The 17844-nt window shown below is 72.5% G+C and carries 12 protein-coding genes; 4 read left to right on the top strand and 8 right to left on the bottom strand.

Annotation, left to right across the window (positions count from 1 at the left end):
* Positions 1 to 4: 4 nt before the first annotated feature.
* Positions 5 to 1462, bottom strand: a complete 1458-nt coding sequence (locus tag R0146_RS03850) for an MFS transporter (RefSeq protein ID WP_317691542.1) — start codon at positions 1460 to 1462, stop codon at positions 5 to 7.
* A 35-nt stretch (positions 1463 to 1497) separates the two neighbouring features.
* Entirely contained in the window at positions 1498 to 1887 is a 390-nt protein-coding gene (locus R0146_RS03855; protein WP_317691543.1) for a nitrite reductase small subunit NirD, read from the bottom strand.
* A gap of 217 nt (positions 1888 to 2104) precedes the next feature.
* Between R0146_RS03855 and nirB the strand changes: the two genes are divergently transcribed.
* The 4 genes from nirB to R0146_RS03875 all read left to right on the top strand — a co-directional run bounded on the left by nirB (position 2105) and on the right by R0146_RS03875 (position 8296).
* Positions 2105 to 4783, top strand: a complete 2679-nt coding sequence (nirB, locus tag R0146_RS03860) for a nitrite reductase large subunit NirB (protein ID WP_317691544.1) — start codon at positions 2105 to 2107, stop codon at positions 4781 to 4783.
* A gap of 91 nt (positions 4784 to 4874) precedes the next feature.
* On the top strand, positions 4875 to 6023 hold the full coding sequence (locus R0146_RS03865) for a uroporphyrinogen-III synthase (RefSeq protein WP_317691545.1): 1149 nt from the start codon (positions 4875 to 4877) through the stop codon (positions 6021 to 6023).
* 157 nt (positions 6024 to 6180) lie between these two features.
* Positions 6181 to 7527, top strand: coding sequence for an acetamidase/formamidase family protein (locus R0146_RS03870; protein WP_317691546.1), 1347 nt, complete (start codon positions 6181 to 6183; stop codon positions 7525 to 7527).
* A 43-nt stretch (positions 7528 to 7570) separates the two neighbouring features.
* Positions 7571 to 8296, top strand: a complete 726-nt coding sequence (locus R0146_RS03875; protein WP_317691547.1) for a GTP pyrophosphokinase — start codon at positions 7571 to 7573, stop codon at positions 8294 to 8296.
* 15 nt (positions 8297 to 8311) lie between these two features.
* Here the strand turns inward: R0146_RS03875 and R0146_RS03880 are convergent, their stop codons facing one another.
* The 6 genes from R0146_RS03880 to R0146_RS03905 all read right to left on the bottom strand — a co-directional run bounded on the left by R0146_RS03880 (position 8312) and on the right by R0146_RS03905 (position 17843).
* Positions 8312 to 8917, bottom strand: coding sequence for a TetR/AcrR family transcriptional regulator (locus R0146_RS03880; protein WP_317691548.1), 606 nt, complete (start codon positions 8915 to 8917; stop codon positions 8312 to 8314).
* Between the two features lie 126 nt (positions 8918 to 9043).
* On the bottom strand, positions 9044 to 10729 hold the full coding sequence (locus R0146_RS03885; protein ID WP_317691549.1) for an allophanate hydrolase: 1686 nt from the start codon (positions 10727 to 10729) through the stop codon (positions 9044 to 9046).
* Positions 10726 to 14511, bottom strand: a complete 3786-nt coding sequence (locus R0146_RS03890) for a 5-oxoprolinase/urea amidolyase family protein (RefSeq protein ID WP_317691550.1) — start codon at positions 14509 to 14511, stop codon at positions 10726 to 10728. Before R0146_RS03890 ends, R0146_RS03885 begins: the two co-directional genes overlap by 4 nt.
* Entirely contained in the window at positions 14508 to 15275 is a 768-nt protein-coding gene (locus R0146_RS03895) for an urea amidolyase associated protein UAAP2 (protein WP_317691551.1), read from the bottom strand. Before R0146_RS03895 ends, R0146_RS03890 begins: the two co-directional genes overlap by 4 nt.
* Position 15276: 1 nt before the next feature.
* A complete protein-coding gene (locus R0146_RS03900) occupies positions 15277 to 16125 on the bottom strand; it encodes an urea amidolyase associated protein UAAP1 (RefSeq protein WP_317691552.1) in 849 nt (282 codons plus the stop codon).
* 107 nt (positions 16126 to 16232) lie between these two features.
* Entirely contained in the window at positions 16233 to 17843 is a 1611-nt protein-coding gene (locus R0146_RS03905) for an APC family permease (protein WP_317691553.1), read from the bottom strand.
* Between the last annotated feature and the right edge of the window lies 1 nt (position 17844).

The raw sequence follows: 17844 nt of genomic DNA on the forward strand, positions 1-17844 counted from the left end.
TCCGTCAGACGCCGGCGCGGGACATCGCGCCCCGCCGCAGGTAGGCCGCCCAGGTCAGCACCACGGCGAGCAGGTAGAAGGCGATGAATCCGTCGAAGGCGGCGGTGTAACCACCGGTCGCCCGCCGCGAAGCGGCCAGAGCCTGCGGAATGAAGAAGCCGCCGTACGCTCCGACGGCCGCGATCAGCCCCAATGCGGCGGCGGCCATCCGCTCCACCGGGACGGTCCCCGTCGCCGTGGCACGCCGATCGGCGCGGACCCGGTAGACGGCCGGAATCATCCGGTAGGTCGAGCCGTTGCCGATCCCGGCCGCGAGGAACAGGGCGAGGAAGAGCAGCAGGAACGGCACGAAGCCGACGCTCGGCGGGGTGACCGCCAGCGCGCCGGCGAGCGCCGCCATCGCGACGAACGAGACCACAGTGATCCGCGCCCCGCCGAACCGGTCGGCGAGCCGCCCGCCGTACGGTCGGGACAGTGAGCCGACCAGCGGACCGAGGAAGGCCAGCGACAGGGCCGCGGTGCCGACGGCCACCGTCGAGTACGCCGGGAACAGGTCGGCGATGAGCTTCGGGAACACCCCGGAGAACCCGATGAAGGAGCCGAAGGTGCCGGTGTAGAGCACCGCCAGCAGCCAGAAGTGCGGTTCGCGGAGGGCGGCCAGCGAGCCGGTCAGGTCACCGCGGGCATGGGACAGGTTGTCCATCCGCCACAGCGCACCCGCGGCGGCGACCAGGATCAGCGGCACCCAGATCCAGCCGGCCAGCGGCAGCCGCAGGGTGCCCGCCGCACCGACGGTGACGGCCAGCGGCACCACGAGCTGGGCGACGGCGGCGCCGAGGTTGCCGCCGGCGGCGTTCAGGCCGAGCGCCCAGCCCTTGCGGTCGGCGGGGAAGAACCAGGTGATGTTGGCCATCGACGAGGCGAAGTTGCCGCCGCCGAAGCCGGCCGTGGCCGCGACCACCAGCAGCACCCAGAACGGGGTCTCCGGGCGGGACACCACCGAGGCGAGCCCGATGGTCGGCACCAGCAGGAGCAGGGCGGAGACGACGGTCCAGTTGCGGCCGCCGAGGCGCGGCACCATGAAGGTGTACGGGACGCGCAGGGTGGCACCGACCAGGGCGGGCATCGAGATCAGCCAGAACAGCTGGGTGTCGGTGAGGTGGAACCCGGCGGCCGGCAGCTTGACCACAGTGATCGACCACAGCTGCCAGACGACGAAGCCGAGGAACTCCGCGGTGATGGACCAGCGCAGGTTGCGGCCGGCGATGGCCCGGCCCTCGCCCTCCCACTGGACGTGGTCCTCGGGGTCGTAGCCGTCGAGCCACCGGCCGGGGCGGACCCGCAGCGGGGCGGACCGGTGGGCGGTGGTCCCGGGGGACGTGAGCGCCCCGGGGGACGCGGGGGTCGCGAGCGCGTCAGCGCCCGGGACAGGGCGGGGGGTCTCGTCGACGATGTTGGTCATGGGAGGCCTTCCGTACAGTGGGGGCGGGATGCCGGTCAGGCGGCGAGGGACACCTCGATCCACCCGTCGACCACACGGGTCGGGTGGACCGGCAGCGCCAGGGCGGAGTCACCGACGCCGTGGCCGCCGGAGAGACAGCGGCCGGTGGTGAGGTCGTAGACCTGCTTGTGCAGGGGCGAGGCGACGGTCGGCCGGTCGGCCCCGTCGATCCGGGCCGATCCGGTGATGCCCCGGGCGATGACGCCGGCACCGGTGGCCGGATCGACGTGGCCGACGGCGTGCACCCCGCCGTCCACCAGGAACAGGGCGACCTGGCGGCCGTCGACGAGGGCGGCCTCGCCGAAGCCCGGCTCGAGGTCCGCGACGCGGCAGATCCGACGCCAGTCGACGGTGCCGGTGGTGTCGGGGATGAGGGTCTGGGTCATGACGGCTCCCGGTGGTGAGTGAGGTCCGGATGCTCCTCGACGCTAGGGACGCCCTGTTACGTCTCCGGTCGCGATCGATGAACGCGCTGTTACGGAGCCCTCTCATCGCCCCCGGCAGGCCGTGAACTCGATGTCACGAACCGGTGACGAGCGCGGAACCGTGGTGTGACGGCCGCTTCCTAGCGTGGAGACAGCTCCCGACACCTCAGGAGGACCGATGACTCCGATCAGCCCGCCCCCGACGAGCCCGCCCCCCACCGGCCCCGCCCCCGGCGCCCGCCACGTCGTCGTGGTCGGCGGTGGCCCGGCGGCCCACCGCGTCGCCCGTTCCCTGGCCGAGGCCGCCGACGCGGGTCGTACGGTCGGGGCGCCCGTCCACGTCACCGTGATCACCGAGGAACCGGCCCTGCCGTACGACCGGGTCGCCCTCTCCACCGCCCTCTCCGCACCGGAGACCGACCTCACCCTCGGCGATCCTGCCCTGTGGGAGCGGCCGGACGTCGACCTGCGCACCGGTGAGCGGGTGCTGGCGGTCGACCCGGACCGTCACGTGGTCAGCACCACCGTCGAGGAGGTGGCGTACGACGACCTGGTGCTCGCCACCGGGTCGTACGCCTTCCGGCCGCCGATGCCGGGCGCGGAGGCGTTGCACGTCTACCGGACACTCGCAGACATCGCGGCGCTCAGCGCCGAGGCCGAACGGCTCCGCGAGGAGCTCGGCCGGGCACCGCGGGCGGTCGTCATCGGCGGCGGCCTGCTCGGCCTGGAGGCGGCCGCCGGGATGAAGCACCTCGGCTGCGCGTCGGTCGTGCTGGAGCGCGCCGACCGGCTGATGGCCACCCAGCTCGATCCCGGGGGCGGCGAGGCGCTGGCCCGACTGGTCACCCCGACCGGGATCGCGGTCCGGACCGGCGTCACCACCACCCATGTCGAGATCGTCGACGGCCGGGTCGTCGGCATCGGGCTGGACGGCGAGGACCTGCTGCCCGCCGACCTGGTCGTTGCCGCCATCGGCGTACGCCCCCGCGACGACCTCGCCCGCGAGGCGGGCCTCGCGATGGGCCAGCGCGGCGGTGTGGTGATCGACGCGACCTGCGCCACCTCGGCCCCGGATGTCTGGGCGATCGGCGAGGTGGCCTGCTTCGAGGGTCGCTGCGTCGGGCTGGTCGCTCCGGCCACCGCGATGGCCGACGTCGTCGCCGACCGGATCGCCGGTGGCGCGTCGACCTTCGCCGGCTTCGACACCGCGACCAAGCTGAAGCTCTCCGGGGTCGACGTCGCCTCCTTCGGCGACGCGTTCGCCACCACGCCGGGCGCGCTCGAGGTGGTCTACGCCGACCCGGCCCGCGGCCTCTACCAGAAGCTGGTGGTCTCCGACGACGCCGGCACGCTGCTCGGCGGGGTGCTGGTCGGCGACGCGTCGGCGTACGCCGCGCTGCGGCCGCTGGTCGGCCGCCGGCTGCCCGCCGGACCGGGTGCCTATCTGGCCGCCGGCGGGGACGGGCTGCCGGACTCCGACCTGCCCGACGACGCGATGCTGTGCTCCTGCAACAGCGTCAGCGTCGGCACCGTCCGCGGTGCCGTCCGCGGTGAGCTGGGCGACCCGTGCCACGACGTCGCGTCACTGAAGGCCTGCACCCGGGCCGGCACCACCTGCGGCTCCTGTGTCGGGCTGTTGAAGAAGACCCTCGACAAGGAGCTGGCCGCCCAGGGCCTGGAGGTCTCCACCGCGCTGTGCGAGCACTTCGCGATGACCCGGGCCGCCCTGTTCGAGGCCGTCCGGGTGCTGCAGTTGCGGTCGTTCGAGGAGGTCCTCACCCGCTTCGGCACCGGGCGCGGCTGCGACGTCTGCAAGCCGACGATCGCCTCGATCCTGGCCACCCAGTACGACGAGTACGTCCTCGACGCCGGCCGCGCCGGACTGCAGGACACCAACGACCGGGCGCTGGCGAACATGCAGAAGGACGGCACCTACTCGGTGGTGCCGCGGATCCCGGCCGGTGAGATCACCCCGGAGGGCCTGGCGGTGATCGCGCAGGTGGCACAGGACTACGGGCTCTACACGAAGATCACCGGGGCCCAGCGGATCGACCTGTTCGGGGCGCGGCTGGAGCAGCTGCCGGACATCTGGAAGCGGCTGGTCGACGCCGGCTTCGAGTCGGGGCAGGCGTACGGCAAGTCGCTGCGGACGGTGAAGTCGTGTGTCGGCAGCACCTGGTGTCGCTACGGCGTGCAGGATTCGGTGGCGATGGCGATCGCGCTGGAGCTGCGCTACCGCGGGCTGCGCGCACCGCACAAGCTGAAGATGGCCGTCTCCGGCTGCGCCCGGGAATGCGCCGAGGCACAGGGCAAGGACGTCGGTGTGATCGCCACCGACAAGGGCTGGAACCTGTGGGTCGGCGGCAACGGCGGGATGACGCCGCGACACGCCGAGCTGCTCGCCCAGGACCTGAGCGACGAGATGCTGATCCGGTGCATCGACCGGTTCCTGATGTACTACGTCCGCACCGCCGACCGGCTGCAGCGTACGGCCCGCTGGATCGAGGAGCTCGACGGTGGCCTGGACCACCTGCGGGCCGTGGTGCTGGAGGACTCGCTGGGCATCGGCGCCGATCTGGAGGCGGCGATGGAGCGGCACGTGGCGGCCTACACCGACGAGTGGGCCGCGACGCTGAACGACCCGGAGCGGCTGCGCCGGTTCCGGTCGTTCGTGAACGCCCCGCTGACCCCCGACGACGGCCCGGCGTACGTGCTCGAGCGCGGGCAACGGCGGCCGGCCACCGCGGCCGAGCGCGCCGGCGTGCTGGCCGACGGAGTGGTGGCGTACGAAGCCGCCGCGCCGGAGCCGGTGCTGCTGGCCGGGCCGTTGCTGTCGGTCGGGCCACGCGGGGACTGATGGGGCGGGCCCCGGCCACGGCGTCGTACGCCTCGAGCGGCCCGGCGTCGTACGCTTCGGGCAGGGGATCTGCGGACGACGGGACCGAGCGATGAGCCAGCAGACGGCAGGCACCGCGGAGCCTGGGGCGCTGCCACTGCTCGGGTTCCGGATCGCGGTGACCGCGCACCGGCGCGCCGACGACCTGATCGCGGCGTTCGAGCGGCGCGGGGCGGTGGTGCTGCACGTGCCGGTGTTGCGGATCGGGCCGGTCGCCGAGGACGCCCAGCTGCTCGCCGACACCCGGCAGGTGCTGGCCACTCCGCCGGACATCACCATCGTGTCGACGGCGTACGGGATGCGCCGGTGGGCGGAGGCGGCCGACGCCGCCGGACTGATGGACGACCTGGTCGAGGTGCTCGGTCGTTCCCGGCTGATGATCCGCGGCACCAAGGCGCGCGGCCAGGTCCGGGCACTGGGGCTGGACGACAGCGCGGCGCCGGACGGTGAGCTCACCGCCGAGCTGGTCGATCTCGCGCTGGCCGAGGGCGTCGCCGGGAGGACGGTGGTGGTCCAGCTGCACGGCTACACCGACCACCGTCAACTCGACCGGCTGCGGGACGCCGGGGCGAGGGTGCTGGCCGTGGAGCCGTACCGGTGGTTGTCCGACGAGGATGTCGCCGCGATCGACCAGCTGATCGACACGGTGGTGCGGGGCGCCCTGGACGTGGTGACCTTCACCAGCGCGCCGGCCGTCGACGCCCTGCTCGACCGGGCCCGCGACCTCGGTGCCCTGGACGGGTTCGTCGAGTCGCTGCGATCCGGGGAGGTCACCGCGGCGGCGGTCGGGCCGGTCACCGCCGGGCCGCTGGCGGAGCTGGGCGTGACGGTGCTCTTCCCGGAACGGCACCGGATGGGCGCGATGATCAAGGAGGTCACCGACTTCCTGACGACCGAACGGTGCCGGGTGGTCGCCACCGGTGCGGGACCGCTCGAGCTGCGCGGCCATGCGGTCATCGTCGACGGCGAGCCGGTCCAGCTGTCCCCCGGCTCGATGCGGATCCTGCGCCGGCTCGCCGCCACTCCGGGGCAGGTGGTCAGCCGTGAGGGACTGCTCGCCGAGCTGTCCCCGTGCACCACCCCGCATGCCCTCGACGTGGCCGTCAACCGGCTGCGCGCCGCCCTGCCCGACGGCCGTGTCGTCCGTACGGTCCCCCGCCGCGGACATCTGCTGGTCGCCGATCCCGCCGGGCTCGGCTGATATGTCACTCGGCTGAGCCGTAACAGGGTCGTCAACGAGGTGACATCCCCCGCGTCACCGACGTCGCTAGCGTCCTCGGTCAGGGCGGTCGGACGACCGACACCAGGCACCGGACACCGGACACCGGACACCGGACACCGGACACCGAGGAGGCGATATGGCGACCACAGGCAGGCACGCAGCGGAGATCATCGAACAGGGAGTGGGCCGGCGGGGCCTGCTGGGGGCCGTCGCGGCGATCGGCGCGGTCGCCACGCTGGCCGGGCCGGCCCGAGAGGCTTTCGCCGCTCCCGGGTCGTCGCCCCGGAGCGGCGACTTCTTCCGCGGTGTCCTGCAGCCCGGCAAGGGACCGATCCTCGGGCAGCACTATCTGTCGTCGCGCACTGAGGACGTGTTGTGGGGGTATGTCCCGACCGTCCATGCCGCTTCGGTGGCGACCATCGGGTCGGGGGAGACCATCACCATCGACGCCCTCTCGCACGAGGGCATCCTGGAGGACCAGGGCCGCGACCCGGTGACCTGGTTCGGCGCGCACGGGGTCACCCGCGACCACGTGCTCGACGACGCCATCGACGTGGCGGCCCACTACACGCGTACGCCACGCTCCTTCGACGTCGACGGCCCGCACGTCGTGACCGGCCCGGTGGCCGTACGCGGCGCGGAGCCCGGTGACGTCCTGAAGATCGAGACCCTGAGCCTGATGGCGAGGGTCCCGTACGGGGTGGTGTCGAGTCGCCACGGCAAGGGGGCCCTCGGCCGCACCGCCACGGGGGCGCCGGCCGGCATCACCCTCGGGGAGGTGATGCCGCCGGTGGCCACCGACGGCCGATCCACGAAGGATCCCACCACGTACGGCAACGTCTCGGTCTTCGCGTCGGTCAACGGCAATCACGCGATGATGAAGGACGGCGCCCACACCCTGCAGTTCCCGCTCCGGCCGTTCTTCGGGATGATGGGCGTCGCCTTCAGCGAGGCAGCGGGGCTGACCGACCCGAGCGCCAACTCGATCCCGCCGACGCTGGGCGGTGGCAACATCGACATCCGCCACCTCGGCGAGGGGTCGACCTTCTACCTGCCGGTCAAGGCGCCCGGGGCGCTGTTCTACGTCGGTGACCCGCACATGGCGATGGGCGACGGCGAGGTGGCACTGACGGCGATGGAGGGGTCGATCCGCGGGACCTTCCGGTTGACCGTGTGCAAGCCCGGTAGCGGTGACGCCCCTAGCGTGGCCTATCACTACCCCTTCGCCGAGACCGCCGAGCACTGGATCCCGATCGGTCTGTCCGACCCCGATGGTTCGGTCGGTGGGCAGAACAACGATCTCAACGTCGGCATGCGTCGCGCGGTCGTCAACGCCCTCGACTTCCTCGAGCACGACAAGGGGCTCAGTCGTGCCGTGGCGTACGCCTACCTGTCCGCGGCGGCCGACTTCGTGGTGTCCCAGGTCGTCGACCGTACGGTCGGGGTGCACGGTCTGATCCGCAAGAGCGATCTGGTCGGCTGAGTCGTCCGATCGGAGTCCCGCCGACCGGCCTAATCTGGAGGGTATGGCCGACGACATCGAGGACGATGACCTTCGCGACGACAGCTTCGCCAACTACGAGCGACTGGTCGCCCACGGCAGCGAGTTGGCCCGCGTCCTGCTGACCTACCAGGGCGGGATCGACGAGATCATGACCAAGCTGACGATCCTGCGCCGCGAGTACGAGCAGGCCTACGACTACAACCCGATCGAGCACCTCAGCGCCCGGCTGAAGTCGCCCGTCAGCATCGTCGAGAAGGCCCGGCGGCGCCATGTCGAGCCGACCATCGACGGTGTCCGGGAGGCGATCACCGACATCGCCGGCGTCCGGGTGATCACCTCGTTCGAGAGCGACGTCTACCGGGTGCGCGACGTGCTCTGTGCGCAGGCGGACCTCACCGTGCTGAAGGTGAAGGACTACATCGCCCAGCCGAAGCCGAACGGTTATCGCAGCCTGCACGTCATCTTCGAGGTGCCGGTGTTCCTCACCGACCGGATCGCCCGGGTCCCGGTGGAGGTGCAGTTCCGCACCATCGCGATGGACTTCTGGGCCGCCCTGGAGCACAAGATCTACTACAAGTTCGACCGTACGGTCCCCGAGGCCCTCCTCGACAGCCTCTACAGCACCGCGCTGACCTCGGCGAAGCTGGACGGTGAGATGGAGGCCCTGCACCGCCAGATCCGCGGCGACGAGCCGCACCTGTTGGCCGGCGAGCGCACCTCGGTGGACGGCGGGTCGGTCAACTTCTGAGCGTACGGCCCCGCCTCATTCCACCAGCAGGTCCTGCGCCGCGTCGAAGGCGGCGCCGATCCGCGGGTCCTGCAGGCCGAGCATCCGCAGGCAGGCGCGGGCGATGTCGGTCTCGTACTCCGGACGGAATCGGCCGGCCGTCCGCAGCCCGATCACCGACTCGACGAGCTGCATCACGAGCGTCCCGCACAGCGCACGGTCGACCAGCGGCACCACCGCCTCGGCGAAATCCCCGTAGACCCGGATCAGCTCAGCACGGTCCGCGCGGAATCCCGCGTATTCCGGCTTCTCCTGCACCTCGGGCAGCTCGTAGAGGCTCGCGATGTTGTGCCGGGCACCGGCGAGGGTCCGGACGTCGGCGACCACCAGGGCGCACAGCCGGGCCGCCGGATCCCGCCCCGCGTCCGGGCTCTCCCGCAAGGCCGTCGCGAAGCCGAGGCTCGGCCGGATCGACGAGGACAGCAGCTCCAGCAGGATCTCGTCCTTGCTGGAGAAGTGGTAATACACCGACGCCTGTCGGATGCCGGCGCGCTCGGCGATCTGCCGGGTGGTGCAGGAGACGAAGCCCTCCTCGACGAAGAGTGACGCGGCCGCCTCGAGGATCTGGTCGCGCGTGGTCACGCCGGACTCCTCGGTCGCCGGGTTCGCCCGCGGACGACCGGGGCGACGCGGATGTTCAGGTGTCTGGGCCACGCCCCGCATTATGGCAGCGTACGAGGGCTCGACCGACCGCATGTCGACGCGGGATCATCGTGCGGCCACCCAGGCCCGCCAGGACCCCCATCCGGTGATGTCCTCAGCGCCCTCGGCCGCCGCCTGCTGGCAGAGGAACCCGGGCACCACCCGCCCGTCGTCCAGTTCCACCGGGCCGATCGACATCGGCTGCGGCAGACCGGCGACCACACGTCCCAGGCCGGACACCGGCAGCCGCCACAGTTCGCCCTCGACCGCCCCGCCGCTTGCACCGGCCGGCACCCGGACAAGGCCGGGCTTCGACGGGACCGTGTCCAGCGCGTGGAGCCGATACACCGGGGCGGTCCGTACCCGCTCGGCGAGCGCCCCACCACGGGAGGTCAGTTCGTGGTTGAGCGGCATCCGGGACATGTGCGCACCCACGACGACCAGGTCGGCCAGGTCGGCGTCGAGGTGCTCGACGACCCCGGCGAGCAGGTCGTCGGAGCCGGCCGGCGCGGTCACCATCGCGCCGAACGGAAGGCCGGCGACCGTCCCCGCCGGGAACGCCAGCGAGGCCATGTCGAGCAGGTTCGCGAAGTTCGTGAACCTGCCCATCGCCGCGTTGACGCCGATCGGGTCGGCCTGCACGGCCGCGATCGTCGGGTGCCGGGTGGTCGTCGGGGTGAGCAGCGCGTCGATCCGGGAGAAGGTCTGCTCCGTCGCGACGGCGAGCTGCTCGAGGCGTGCCAGGTCGTCGAAGAGCGCGGCGGCGGTCGGCTCCCCCGAGCCCAGCACGATCGAGGCCACGGTGGGATCGATCGCCTCCCCGACGAGCTCCGGGTGATCGCTGAGGAACGCCCCCACTGCGGTGAATCGTTCCGCCACGAACGCCCCGCCGTAGAGCAGGGCCGCGGCTTCCAGCATCGGGGCGATGTCCACGCCGACCAGCTCGGCGCCGGTGGCCCGGAACCGATCGACCAGGGCGTCGTACGCCTCCTGCCATCCCGGCGCGAGCTCGCCGAGCTGTCCGGGCAACGGCACCCCGAGCCGGATCGGCCGGTCCGGCACCGGAACCACCGGCAACGTACGGTCGCGGATCCGCCGCGCAGCGATCTGGGCGGGAGTGCCGACCAACGACCGGACGGCCCGTCTCGCGATGTCCAGCGATCGGGCGAAGACCGTGACGCAGTCGAGGCTGCGGCAGGCCGGGACGACGCCCACCGTCGACACCAACCCCCGGCTGGGCTTGATCCCGACGACCCCGTTCAATGCGGCCGGCACCCGGCCCGAGCCGGCGGTGTCGGTGCCCAGAGCGATGTCGACCAGCCCGAGGGCGACGGCGACGGCCGACCCCGAGCTGGAGCCGCCGGAGATCCGTTCCGGATCCCAGGCGTTGCGGACCGCCCCGTACGGGCTGCGGGTGCCGACCAGCCCGGTGGCGAACTGGTCCAGATTGGTCTTCCCGAGCACCACCGCCCCGGCGGCGCGCAGCATCGCGACCGCCTCGGCGTCCTCCCGCGGGTCGTACGCGTACGCCGGGCACCCGGCGGTGGTCGGCAGGCCCGCGACGTCGATGTTGTCCTTGACCGCGGCGACCAGTCCGGCCAGCGGCAGGTCGGCACCGGCCGCCACCCTGGCATCGATCGCGGCCGCCTCGGCCAGCGCCGCGTCGGGGTCGGTGAGGGAGATCCAGATCTCCGGCCGGTCGCAGGACGCGATCGCGTCGAGGGCCGCGGCCGTACGCTCCACGGCGCTCATGCCCGGCCTCCCGTCGGCCCGACGACGGCGAGGACCTGGCCGGCGGAGACCTGGCTGCCGGCCGTGACGTGCACCGCGGTGACGGTGCCGGTGGCCGGCGCGGTGAGGTGGGTCTCCATCTTCATCGCCTCGAGAGAGACCAGCCGGTCGCCCTTGGTGACCCGGTCACCGGCGCTCACCTCGACATGCAACACATTGGAGACGAACGGCGCCTCGACGCCGTGCTGGCCCGCGGGCACCACGACCGGAGCGGCGTCGACCGTCGACGTCGGCTCCTGCGCCGCGCGGAGGAACTCGCCCGACTCGTGCCAGCGCTGCTTCTCCTCGGCGAAGGCCCGCTCCTGGACGGCCCGGAAGCCGGCGATGGAGTCGGCGTGCTCGGTCAGGAACGCGGTGTACTCCCCGTAGTCGAAGACCCCCTCGGTGACCTCGGCGTGCGAGGCCCGGCCGGCCTCGACGTCGGCCCGCATCTCGAGCAGCTCGTCGGCCCCCACCGGATACCACTGGATCCGGTCGAAGAAGCGCAGCGACCAGGGCTGCTCGGCGAAGAGTCCCGCGCGATGGAAGCGGTTCCAGACCTGGATGGTGCGGCCGACGAACTGGTAGCCGCCCGGTCCCTCCATCCCGTAGATGCACAGGTAGGCGCCGCCGATGCCGACGGAGTTCTCCGCGGTCCACGTACGGGCCGGGTTGTACTTGGTGGTGACCAGGCGGTGTCGCGGATCGAGCGGGGTGGCGACCGGGGCACCGAGGTAGACGTCGCCCAGGCCGAGCACCAGGTTGCTCGCCTCGAACACGATCCGGCGGACGTCCTCGACGGAGTCGAGCCCGTTGACCCGGCGGATGAACTCGATGTTCCACGGGGTCCAGGGGGCATCACTGCGCACGCTGTGCATGTAGCGCTCGATCGCGACGCGGGTCGCCGGGTCGTCCCAGGAGAGCGGCAGCCGGACCACCCTCGACGGCACCCGCAGCTCACCGGTGTCCGGCAGGGAGCTGTCCAGCTCAGTGAGCAACCCGACCAGGCTGCTGGCGCGCAGCCGGGCGGGATCGGTGTGCACCTGCAGGGAGCGGATCCCCGGCGTCGCATCGATGACGCCGGCCGGCGCCTGCGCCTTCAGCGCGTCCAGCAGTGCCTGGACCCGCATCCGCAGGCCGATGTCGAGCACCTGGTCGCCGTACTCGATCAGGACGTTGTCGTCCCCGTCACGTCGGAACGTGACGGAGGGCCGGTCGTCGCCCGGCTCGAGTCGCGCCAGGATCCCGTCGTCGCCGTCGCCGATCCCGGTCAGCCGGGCCGCGGATGCCCTGTCCCGCAGGCCGGCGGCGACCTCGTCACGGACCGGGACGAAACGGATGGTGTCGCCGGGGCGGACCTGTCCCAGCTTCCAGCGTTCGCCGGAGGCGACCACGGCGGGGCAGACGAAGCCGCCCAGGCTGGGGCCGTCCGGACCGAGGATGATCGGGGTGTCCCCGGTGAAATCGAGTGCGCCGACCGAGTAGGGCGTGTCGTGGATGTTGCTGGGGTGCAGTCCCGCCTCGCCACCGTCCTCCCGGGCCCAGGCCGGGCGGGGGCCGAGCAGCCGGACACCGGTGCGGTCGGAGTTGAAATGCACCTCGTAGTGCGCCGCATAGAGATCGTCGATGTCGCGCCGGGTGAAGAACTCGGGCGCCGCGTGCGGCCCCTCGGTGACACCGATCCGCCAGTCACGGGTGAGCCGGGGCCGACGCTCCGACGGCACCGGGCCGGCGATCGGCGCGAGCCCGGCCCGATCCGCCCCGGCGGCGTGCAGCACATCGCCGGTCCGCAGCGCCCGCCCGGAGTGGCCGCCGAACCGGCCGAGGGTGAACGTCGAGGCGCTTCCCAGGTAGCTGGGCACGTCGAAGCCGCCGCGGACGGCGAGATAGGTCCGCTGCCCCGGGCCGGTGATCGCACCGAACTCCACCACGGCACCGGCCGGCACCTCGACCGGGGTCCACCACGGCAGCGGTGCCCCGTCGAGCGTCGCCGGTGCCGCCGCGCCCCCGACACAGATCCACGTCGGGTGGGAGAACCGCAGGGTCGGACCGGTCGCCGTACACTCCAACGCCGGGGCGCCTTCCGGGTTGCCGAGGGCCAGGTTGATCTCGCGCAGCGAGACGTCGTCCATCGGGCCGGACGGCGGCACCCCGATGTCCCAGTAGCCCAACCGTCCGGGCAGGTCCTGCACGGTCGTCATCAGACCGGGCACCTCCACGTCGATCCGCGGTTCTGGGTCGCGGACGTCGTCCAGGGTGTGGGTGTGGTGGCTCACCTCGGCCAGGTCCTCGCGCCGGGCGACCGTACGCAGCAGGCCGAGATTGGTCTGTGCCCCGTCGATCCGCACGTCGTCGAGGGCCGCGGCCAGCCCGACCAGCGCGGCCTGGCGGTCCGTGCCGTGCACGATCACCTTGGCCAGCATCGGGTCGTAGTGCGAGCTGACCTCGCTGCCCGTCTCCACCCAGGAGTCGATGCGTACGCCGCCCCGGCCGGGCACCGGCACCGTGCCCACCTCGGGGACGGCCGTCCCCGTGACCTGCGGCGTCCCCGTGACCTGCGGCGTCCCCGTGACCTGCGGCGTCCCCGTGACCTGCGGCGTGCCCGCGACAGCGGCCGGCGGCCAGGCGACCCGGGTCACCAGGCCGGCGCTGGGCGCGCCGCCGCGGTTCGGATCCTCGGCGTAGACCCGCGCCTCGACCGCATGCCCGCTCGGCCGAAGGTCGGCGGCCATCAGGGCGGACACGCCGGCGGACCCCTGACCGGCGAGCCGCAGCATCTGCTCGACGAGGTCGACGCCGTAGATCTGCTCGGTCACCGGGTGCTCGACCTGGAGGCGGGTGTTCACCTCGAGGAACGATGCCTCCTCGCGCACCGGGTCGTAGACGAATTCCACCGTCCCGGCGCTCCGGTAGTGCACGGAGGCGGCCAGCGTACGGGCGGACTCGTGCAGGGCCGCCCGGACGGCGTCCGGCAGCCCCGGGGCGGGTGCCTCCTCGACGACCTTCTGGTTGCGCCGCTGCAGCGAACAGTCCCGGTCGCCGAGGACGGCCACGCCGCCGGCGCCGTCGCCGAAGACCTGCACCTCGACATGACGGGCGGGCCGGACCAGCCGCTCGAGGAAGATCCCTGCGCTGCCGAAGTTCGCCGCCGCCAGCCGCCCCACCCGTGCGTACGCGTCGGCCACCTCGGCCGGGCCGGCGCAGGTCAGCATGCCGATCCCACCCCCGCCGCCGGTCGCCTTCAGCATCACCGGGTAGCCGATCCGGTCGGCCGCGGCGACCGCCTCCTCGGCGGACCCCAGCAGGCCGGTGCCCGGCATCATCGCGACGCCGGCCGCCTCGGCCAGCGCCCGGGCGGTGTGTTTCAGCCCGAACTGCTCCAACTGCTCCGGGGTCGGCCCGACAAAGGCCATCCCGGCCGCCTCCACCCGCCGGGCGAAGTCGGCGTTCTCCGACAGGAAGCCGTAGCCGGGGTGGATCGCCCCCGCGCCACTCGCGCGGGCCGCGTCCAGCACCGCGTCGACGTTCAGGTAGGACGCTCGCGCACTGGCCGGGCCGATCAGCACCGCCGCGTCCGCCTCACGGACGTGTGGCGCGGCCGAGTCGGCCTCCGAGTAGACCGCGACGGTCCGCAGTCCCAGCGCCGCGGCCGTACGGATCACCCGCCGGGCGATCTCGCCGCGGTTGGCCACCAGGACCGTGTCGAAGGCCCACCCCGCCGCCCGCGGCAGACGGTCGGCGGCCACGCTTCCTCCGGTCCTCATCGCTCCCCCTCCGGGTCGGTGACGATCATCCGCAACGGGGTCGGATTGAACTCGTTGCACGGATTGTTCATCTGCGGGCAGTTGGACACCACCACCAGCACGTTCTTCTCCGCCCGGAAGGCGACCCGGCGGCCCGGGCCGGAGATCCCGTCGACGATGCCGAGCGCCCCGTCGGCCTCGACCGGCACGTTCATGAACCAGTTGAGGTTGGAGACCAGGTCGCGTACGCCCAGGCCGTAGCGGGCTCCCTCGGCGAGGAAGTTCTCCCGGCAGGCGTGCTCGGTGAAGGTGTGATGGCCGTAGCGCAGGGTGTTCGACTCCTTGCTGCAGGCGCCGCCGATGGTGTCCTGGCGGTCCACCTCGTTGCCAACCACGGTGGCGAGCGGTTCGCCGAGGTTGGATCGCAGCACGGTGCCGGTGCGGACGTACGCGTTGGCCTGCCAGGCGAGGGTGTCGGGGACGCTGTAGCGCTCGCCGGTGTCATCGGCGTTGAACAGCAGGCAGTCGCCGGACTGGTTGCCGCCGACGTCGACGATGGTGAGGACCTGGCCCTTCTCCAGCCGGACCGACCAGGGCGCGCGGGCGGCGACGACCTCGTCGCGGACGACGGGGCCGTCGACCAGCGGGCCGGCCAGGTCGAGCACGGTGCCCTCGGCATAACGGGTGGGATCCAGCACCTCATCGAGGGGCAGCGGGCAGGTCGGCGTACGGCCCGCGCTGTCGGTGATCACGGGGGTGCCGGCGGTCAGCGTGTCGATGGTCATCTCAGAGTCCTCGTGCGGTCAGGTAGTCGGCGGTGTTCAGGTACGCCCGGTGGACCTCGGGTGTGGCGTCCCAGCGGTCCTCCCCGGCGGTGGTGGCATCGCCCGCCCAGGCGTGCACCCGCAACAGGCCGTTGGTGTAGTCGGGGCGCGGGTCGAGCGGATGCGGCGAGGTGGCGATGAGCACCACCACCGGCATCTCGGCGACCAGCTCGACGCTGCGTCCGGCGCCCGCCGAGCCGGTGAAGGTCAGCGCACCGTCCTCCTCGACCCGGACGCCCTGGAAGAAGGACACACTCGGCGGCAGGTCCCGGGGCGCCAGCCCGTGCTTGGCGGCGGCCGCGGTGAACAGCGCGCGCCCGGAGGGCGAGGCGCTCTCCGGGGCGCTGGCGCCGTACTTCGCCTGTGCCGCCGCATCCGACAGCGAACCACAGAAGCCGTCGTGGTGACCGGAGTCGTCGGACAGCACGGTCGCCAGCACCCGTCCGTCGCCGGACAGCAAGGGGTGTCCGGCACCGAGGTAGGCCTGCCACGGGATCTTCATCGTGTCGGCGACGTTCAGCCGTTCCCAGGGCTCCAGCGCGTTGAACAGCAGCAGGTGCGCGCACGCGGTGCCCTCGACGTCCTCCAGCCGCAGATGGGTGCCGCGGGCGAGCACCCGGTGGGTGTGGTTGCCCCCGGCGACGGTCTCCGCCCAGACCAGCCGGGCGGGGTCGACACCCCGCGGGACGTACGGCGAGGAGGCTGCCGGGACGTACGGCATCGCCTCGGCGCGGTGGCCGGACCGGCCGCGGGCGTCGTCCCGGGCGGACAGGACGGTGTCGGTGAGATGGTCGATGGTGGTGGCGGACATCGGGGTCCCCTTCTGCGTGAGGGTGCGGCGGGTGACCGCACCCGGTCGGAGCCGGTCGTGCCGGTCGGAGCCGGTCGTGCCGGTCGGAGCTGGTCGGGCCGGTCGGGTCAGGCGTGGTCGGCGACCCGCTCCGGCATCTCGAGGTGCCCGTGGGCGTGGATCGGGGCCAGCGGGATGCGGGTGACGTGCGGGTGGAGGCGACGGTGGACGAAGAATCCGACGGCCAGGCAGGCGGCGATGACGAGCACCGCACTCCACTGCAGCCACCAGGTGTGACCGGTGAGGTCGTAGACGCTCCCCCGCGGCCAGGCGAGGTTGACCACCGCGAAGACCTGATAGCCGATGGCCGCCACATTGAGGGGGATGCCCCAGCGGCCGAGGCTGAAGACGGGCTCACCGGCCTCGTCGAGTTCCTCCGGATCCGTCCGGCCGAGCCGGGCCTGCCGCAGCCGGGCGAGCAGCAGGGGCACGGTGACGCCGAGGTAGGCGAGGTAGAGCATGGCGATGCAGAGGCTGGCGAGGGCGGTGAAGATGGCGGCCTGGCGCAGGTTCACGGCCAGTGCGAGGGCGGCGCCGACACCGACGACGACCGAGGCGACGATCGGGGTGCCGGTGCGTGGGGAGACCCGTGACAGCATCCGGTGGAAGGGCAGCGCCTTCTGCCGAGCCATCGAGAACACCATCCGCGAACCGGAGGTCTGCACGGCGAGGGTGCACGAGACGACGGCGATCGCCACGTCCACCAGCAGGATCCGGCCGGCGACCGGGCCGAGCACCTCGTTGAGCACCCAGGGCAGCCCGCCGGTGGCGAGGTTGCCGTCGTCGAGGCGGGGGGCGGCGAGCAGCGCACCCACGATCAGCAGCGCACCGCCGATCCCGGAGACCCACAGGGCACGCAGGATCGTCCGCGGGGTGGTCCGCCGCGGGTCACGGGTCTCCTCGGAGAGCTCCCCGGCCGAGTCGAAGCCGACCATCACGTACGCCGCCATCAGGCCGGAGGCGAGCCAGGCGGACAGGTAGGAGCCGCCCGAGGACAGGTCGACCCCGGCGGTGGTGAAGAGGATCGCCGGGCCGCGCTGGGCGTGGAAGAGCAGGGCGGCGATGATCACGACGACGCCGACGATCTCCAGCACGACCCCGGTGGAGTTCACCAGGGCCATCAGTCGTACGCCGACGGCGTTGATCACCGTCGTGACGACGAGCAGGCACACGCCGAGGACGACGGAGTTGGCCGCGCCGGACGGAGAGGTGGGGGTCGGGTCGGCGTCGGGGCCGCCGACGATCTGGAAGCCCGACCAGATCGACGGCAGGACGGCCTGCAGGGCGATGGCCGCGGTGGCCACGGTGAGGATCTGGCCGATGATCATCAGCCAGCCGGTGAACCACCCCACGGTCTGGCCGCCGAGGCGGGAGGACCACTGGAAGATCGCCCCGGAGATCGGGAACCGGGCGGCGAGGGTGGAGAAGTTGAGCGCCACGAGGTATTGGCCTGCGAAGACCAGCGGCCAGGTCCAGAAGAACGCGGCGCCGCCGAGTCCGAAGCCCAGAGCGAACAGCTGGAAGACGGTGGTGAGGATGGAGACGAACGAGAACCCCGCGGCGAACGACGCGAAGCTCCCGACGCTGCGGTGGAGTTCCTGCCGGTATCCGAACCGGGCCAGGTCGTCGGGTTCGGCCGGACCGGGCGCGACGCCCGCGGTGGCGGTGGTGGTGGCCATG

This window comes from Raineyella sp. LH-20 (genome assembly GCF_033110965.1).
Classification (GTDB): Bacteria; Actinomycetota; Actinomycetes; order Propionibacteriales; family Propionibacteriaceae; genus Raineyella.

Bases quoted from the DNA above. Each gene is read 5' to 3' on its own strand.
- R0146_RS03850 (WP_317691542.1), bottom strand. From the start codon at position 1,462: ATGACCAACATCGTCGACGAGACCCCCCGCCCTGTCCCGGGCGCTGAC.
- R0146_RS03855 (WP_317691543.1), bottom strand. From the start codon at position 1,887: ATGACCCAGACCCTCATCCCCGACACCACCGGCACCGTCGACTGGCGT.
- nirB (WP_317691544.1), top strand. From the start codon at position 2,105: ATGACTCCGATCAGCCCGCCCCCGACGAGCCCGCCCCCCACCGGCCCC.
- R0146_RS03865 (WP_317691545.1), top strand. From the start codon at position 4,875: ATGAGCCAGCAGACGGCAGGCACCGCGGAGCCTGGGGCGCTGCCACTG.
- R0146_RS03870 (WP_317691546.1), top strand. From the start codon at position 6,181: ATGGCGACCACAGGCAGGCACGCAGCGGAGATCATCGAACAGGGAGTG.
- R0146_RS03875 (WP_317691547.1), top strand. From the start codon at position 7,571: ATGGCCGACGACATCGAGGACGATGACCTTCGCGACGACAGCTTCGCC.
- R0146_RS03885 (WP_317691549.1), bottom strand. From the start codon at position 10,729: ATGAGCGCCGTGGAGCGTACGGCCGCGGCCCTCGACGCGATCGCGTCC.
- R0146_RS03890 (WP_317691550.1), bottom strand. From the start codon at position 14,511: ATGAGGACCGGAGGAAGCGTGGCCGCCGACCGTCTGCCGCGGGCGGCG.
- R0146_RS03895 (WP_317691551.1), bottom strand. From the start codon at position 15,275: ATGACCATCGACACGCTGACCGCCGGCACCCCCGTGATCACCGACAGC.
- R0146_RS03900 (WP_317691552.1), bottom strand. From the start codon at position 16,125: ATGTCCGCCACCACCATCGACCATCTCACCGACACCGTCCTGTCCGCC.
- R0146_RS03905 (WP_317691553.1), bottom strand. From the start codon at position 17,843: ATGGCCACCACCACCGCCACCGCGGGCGTCGCGCCCGGTCCGGCCGAA.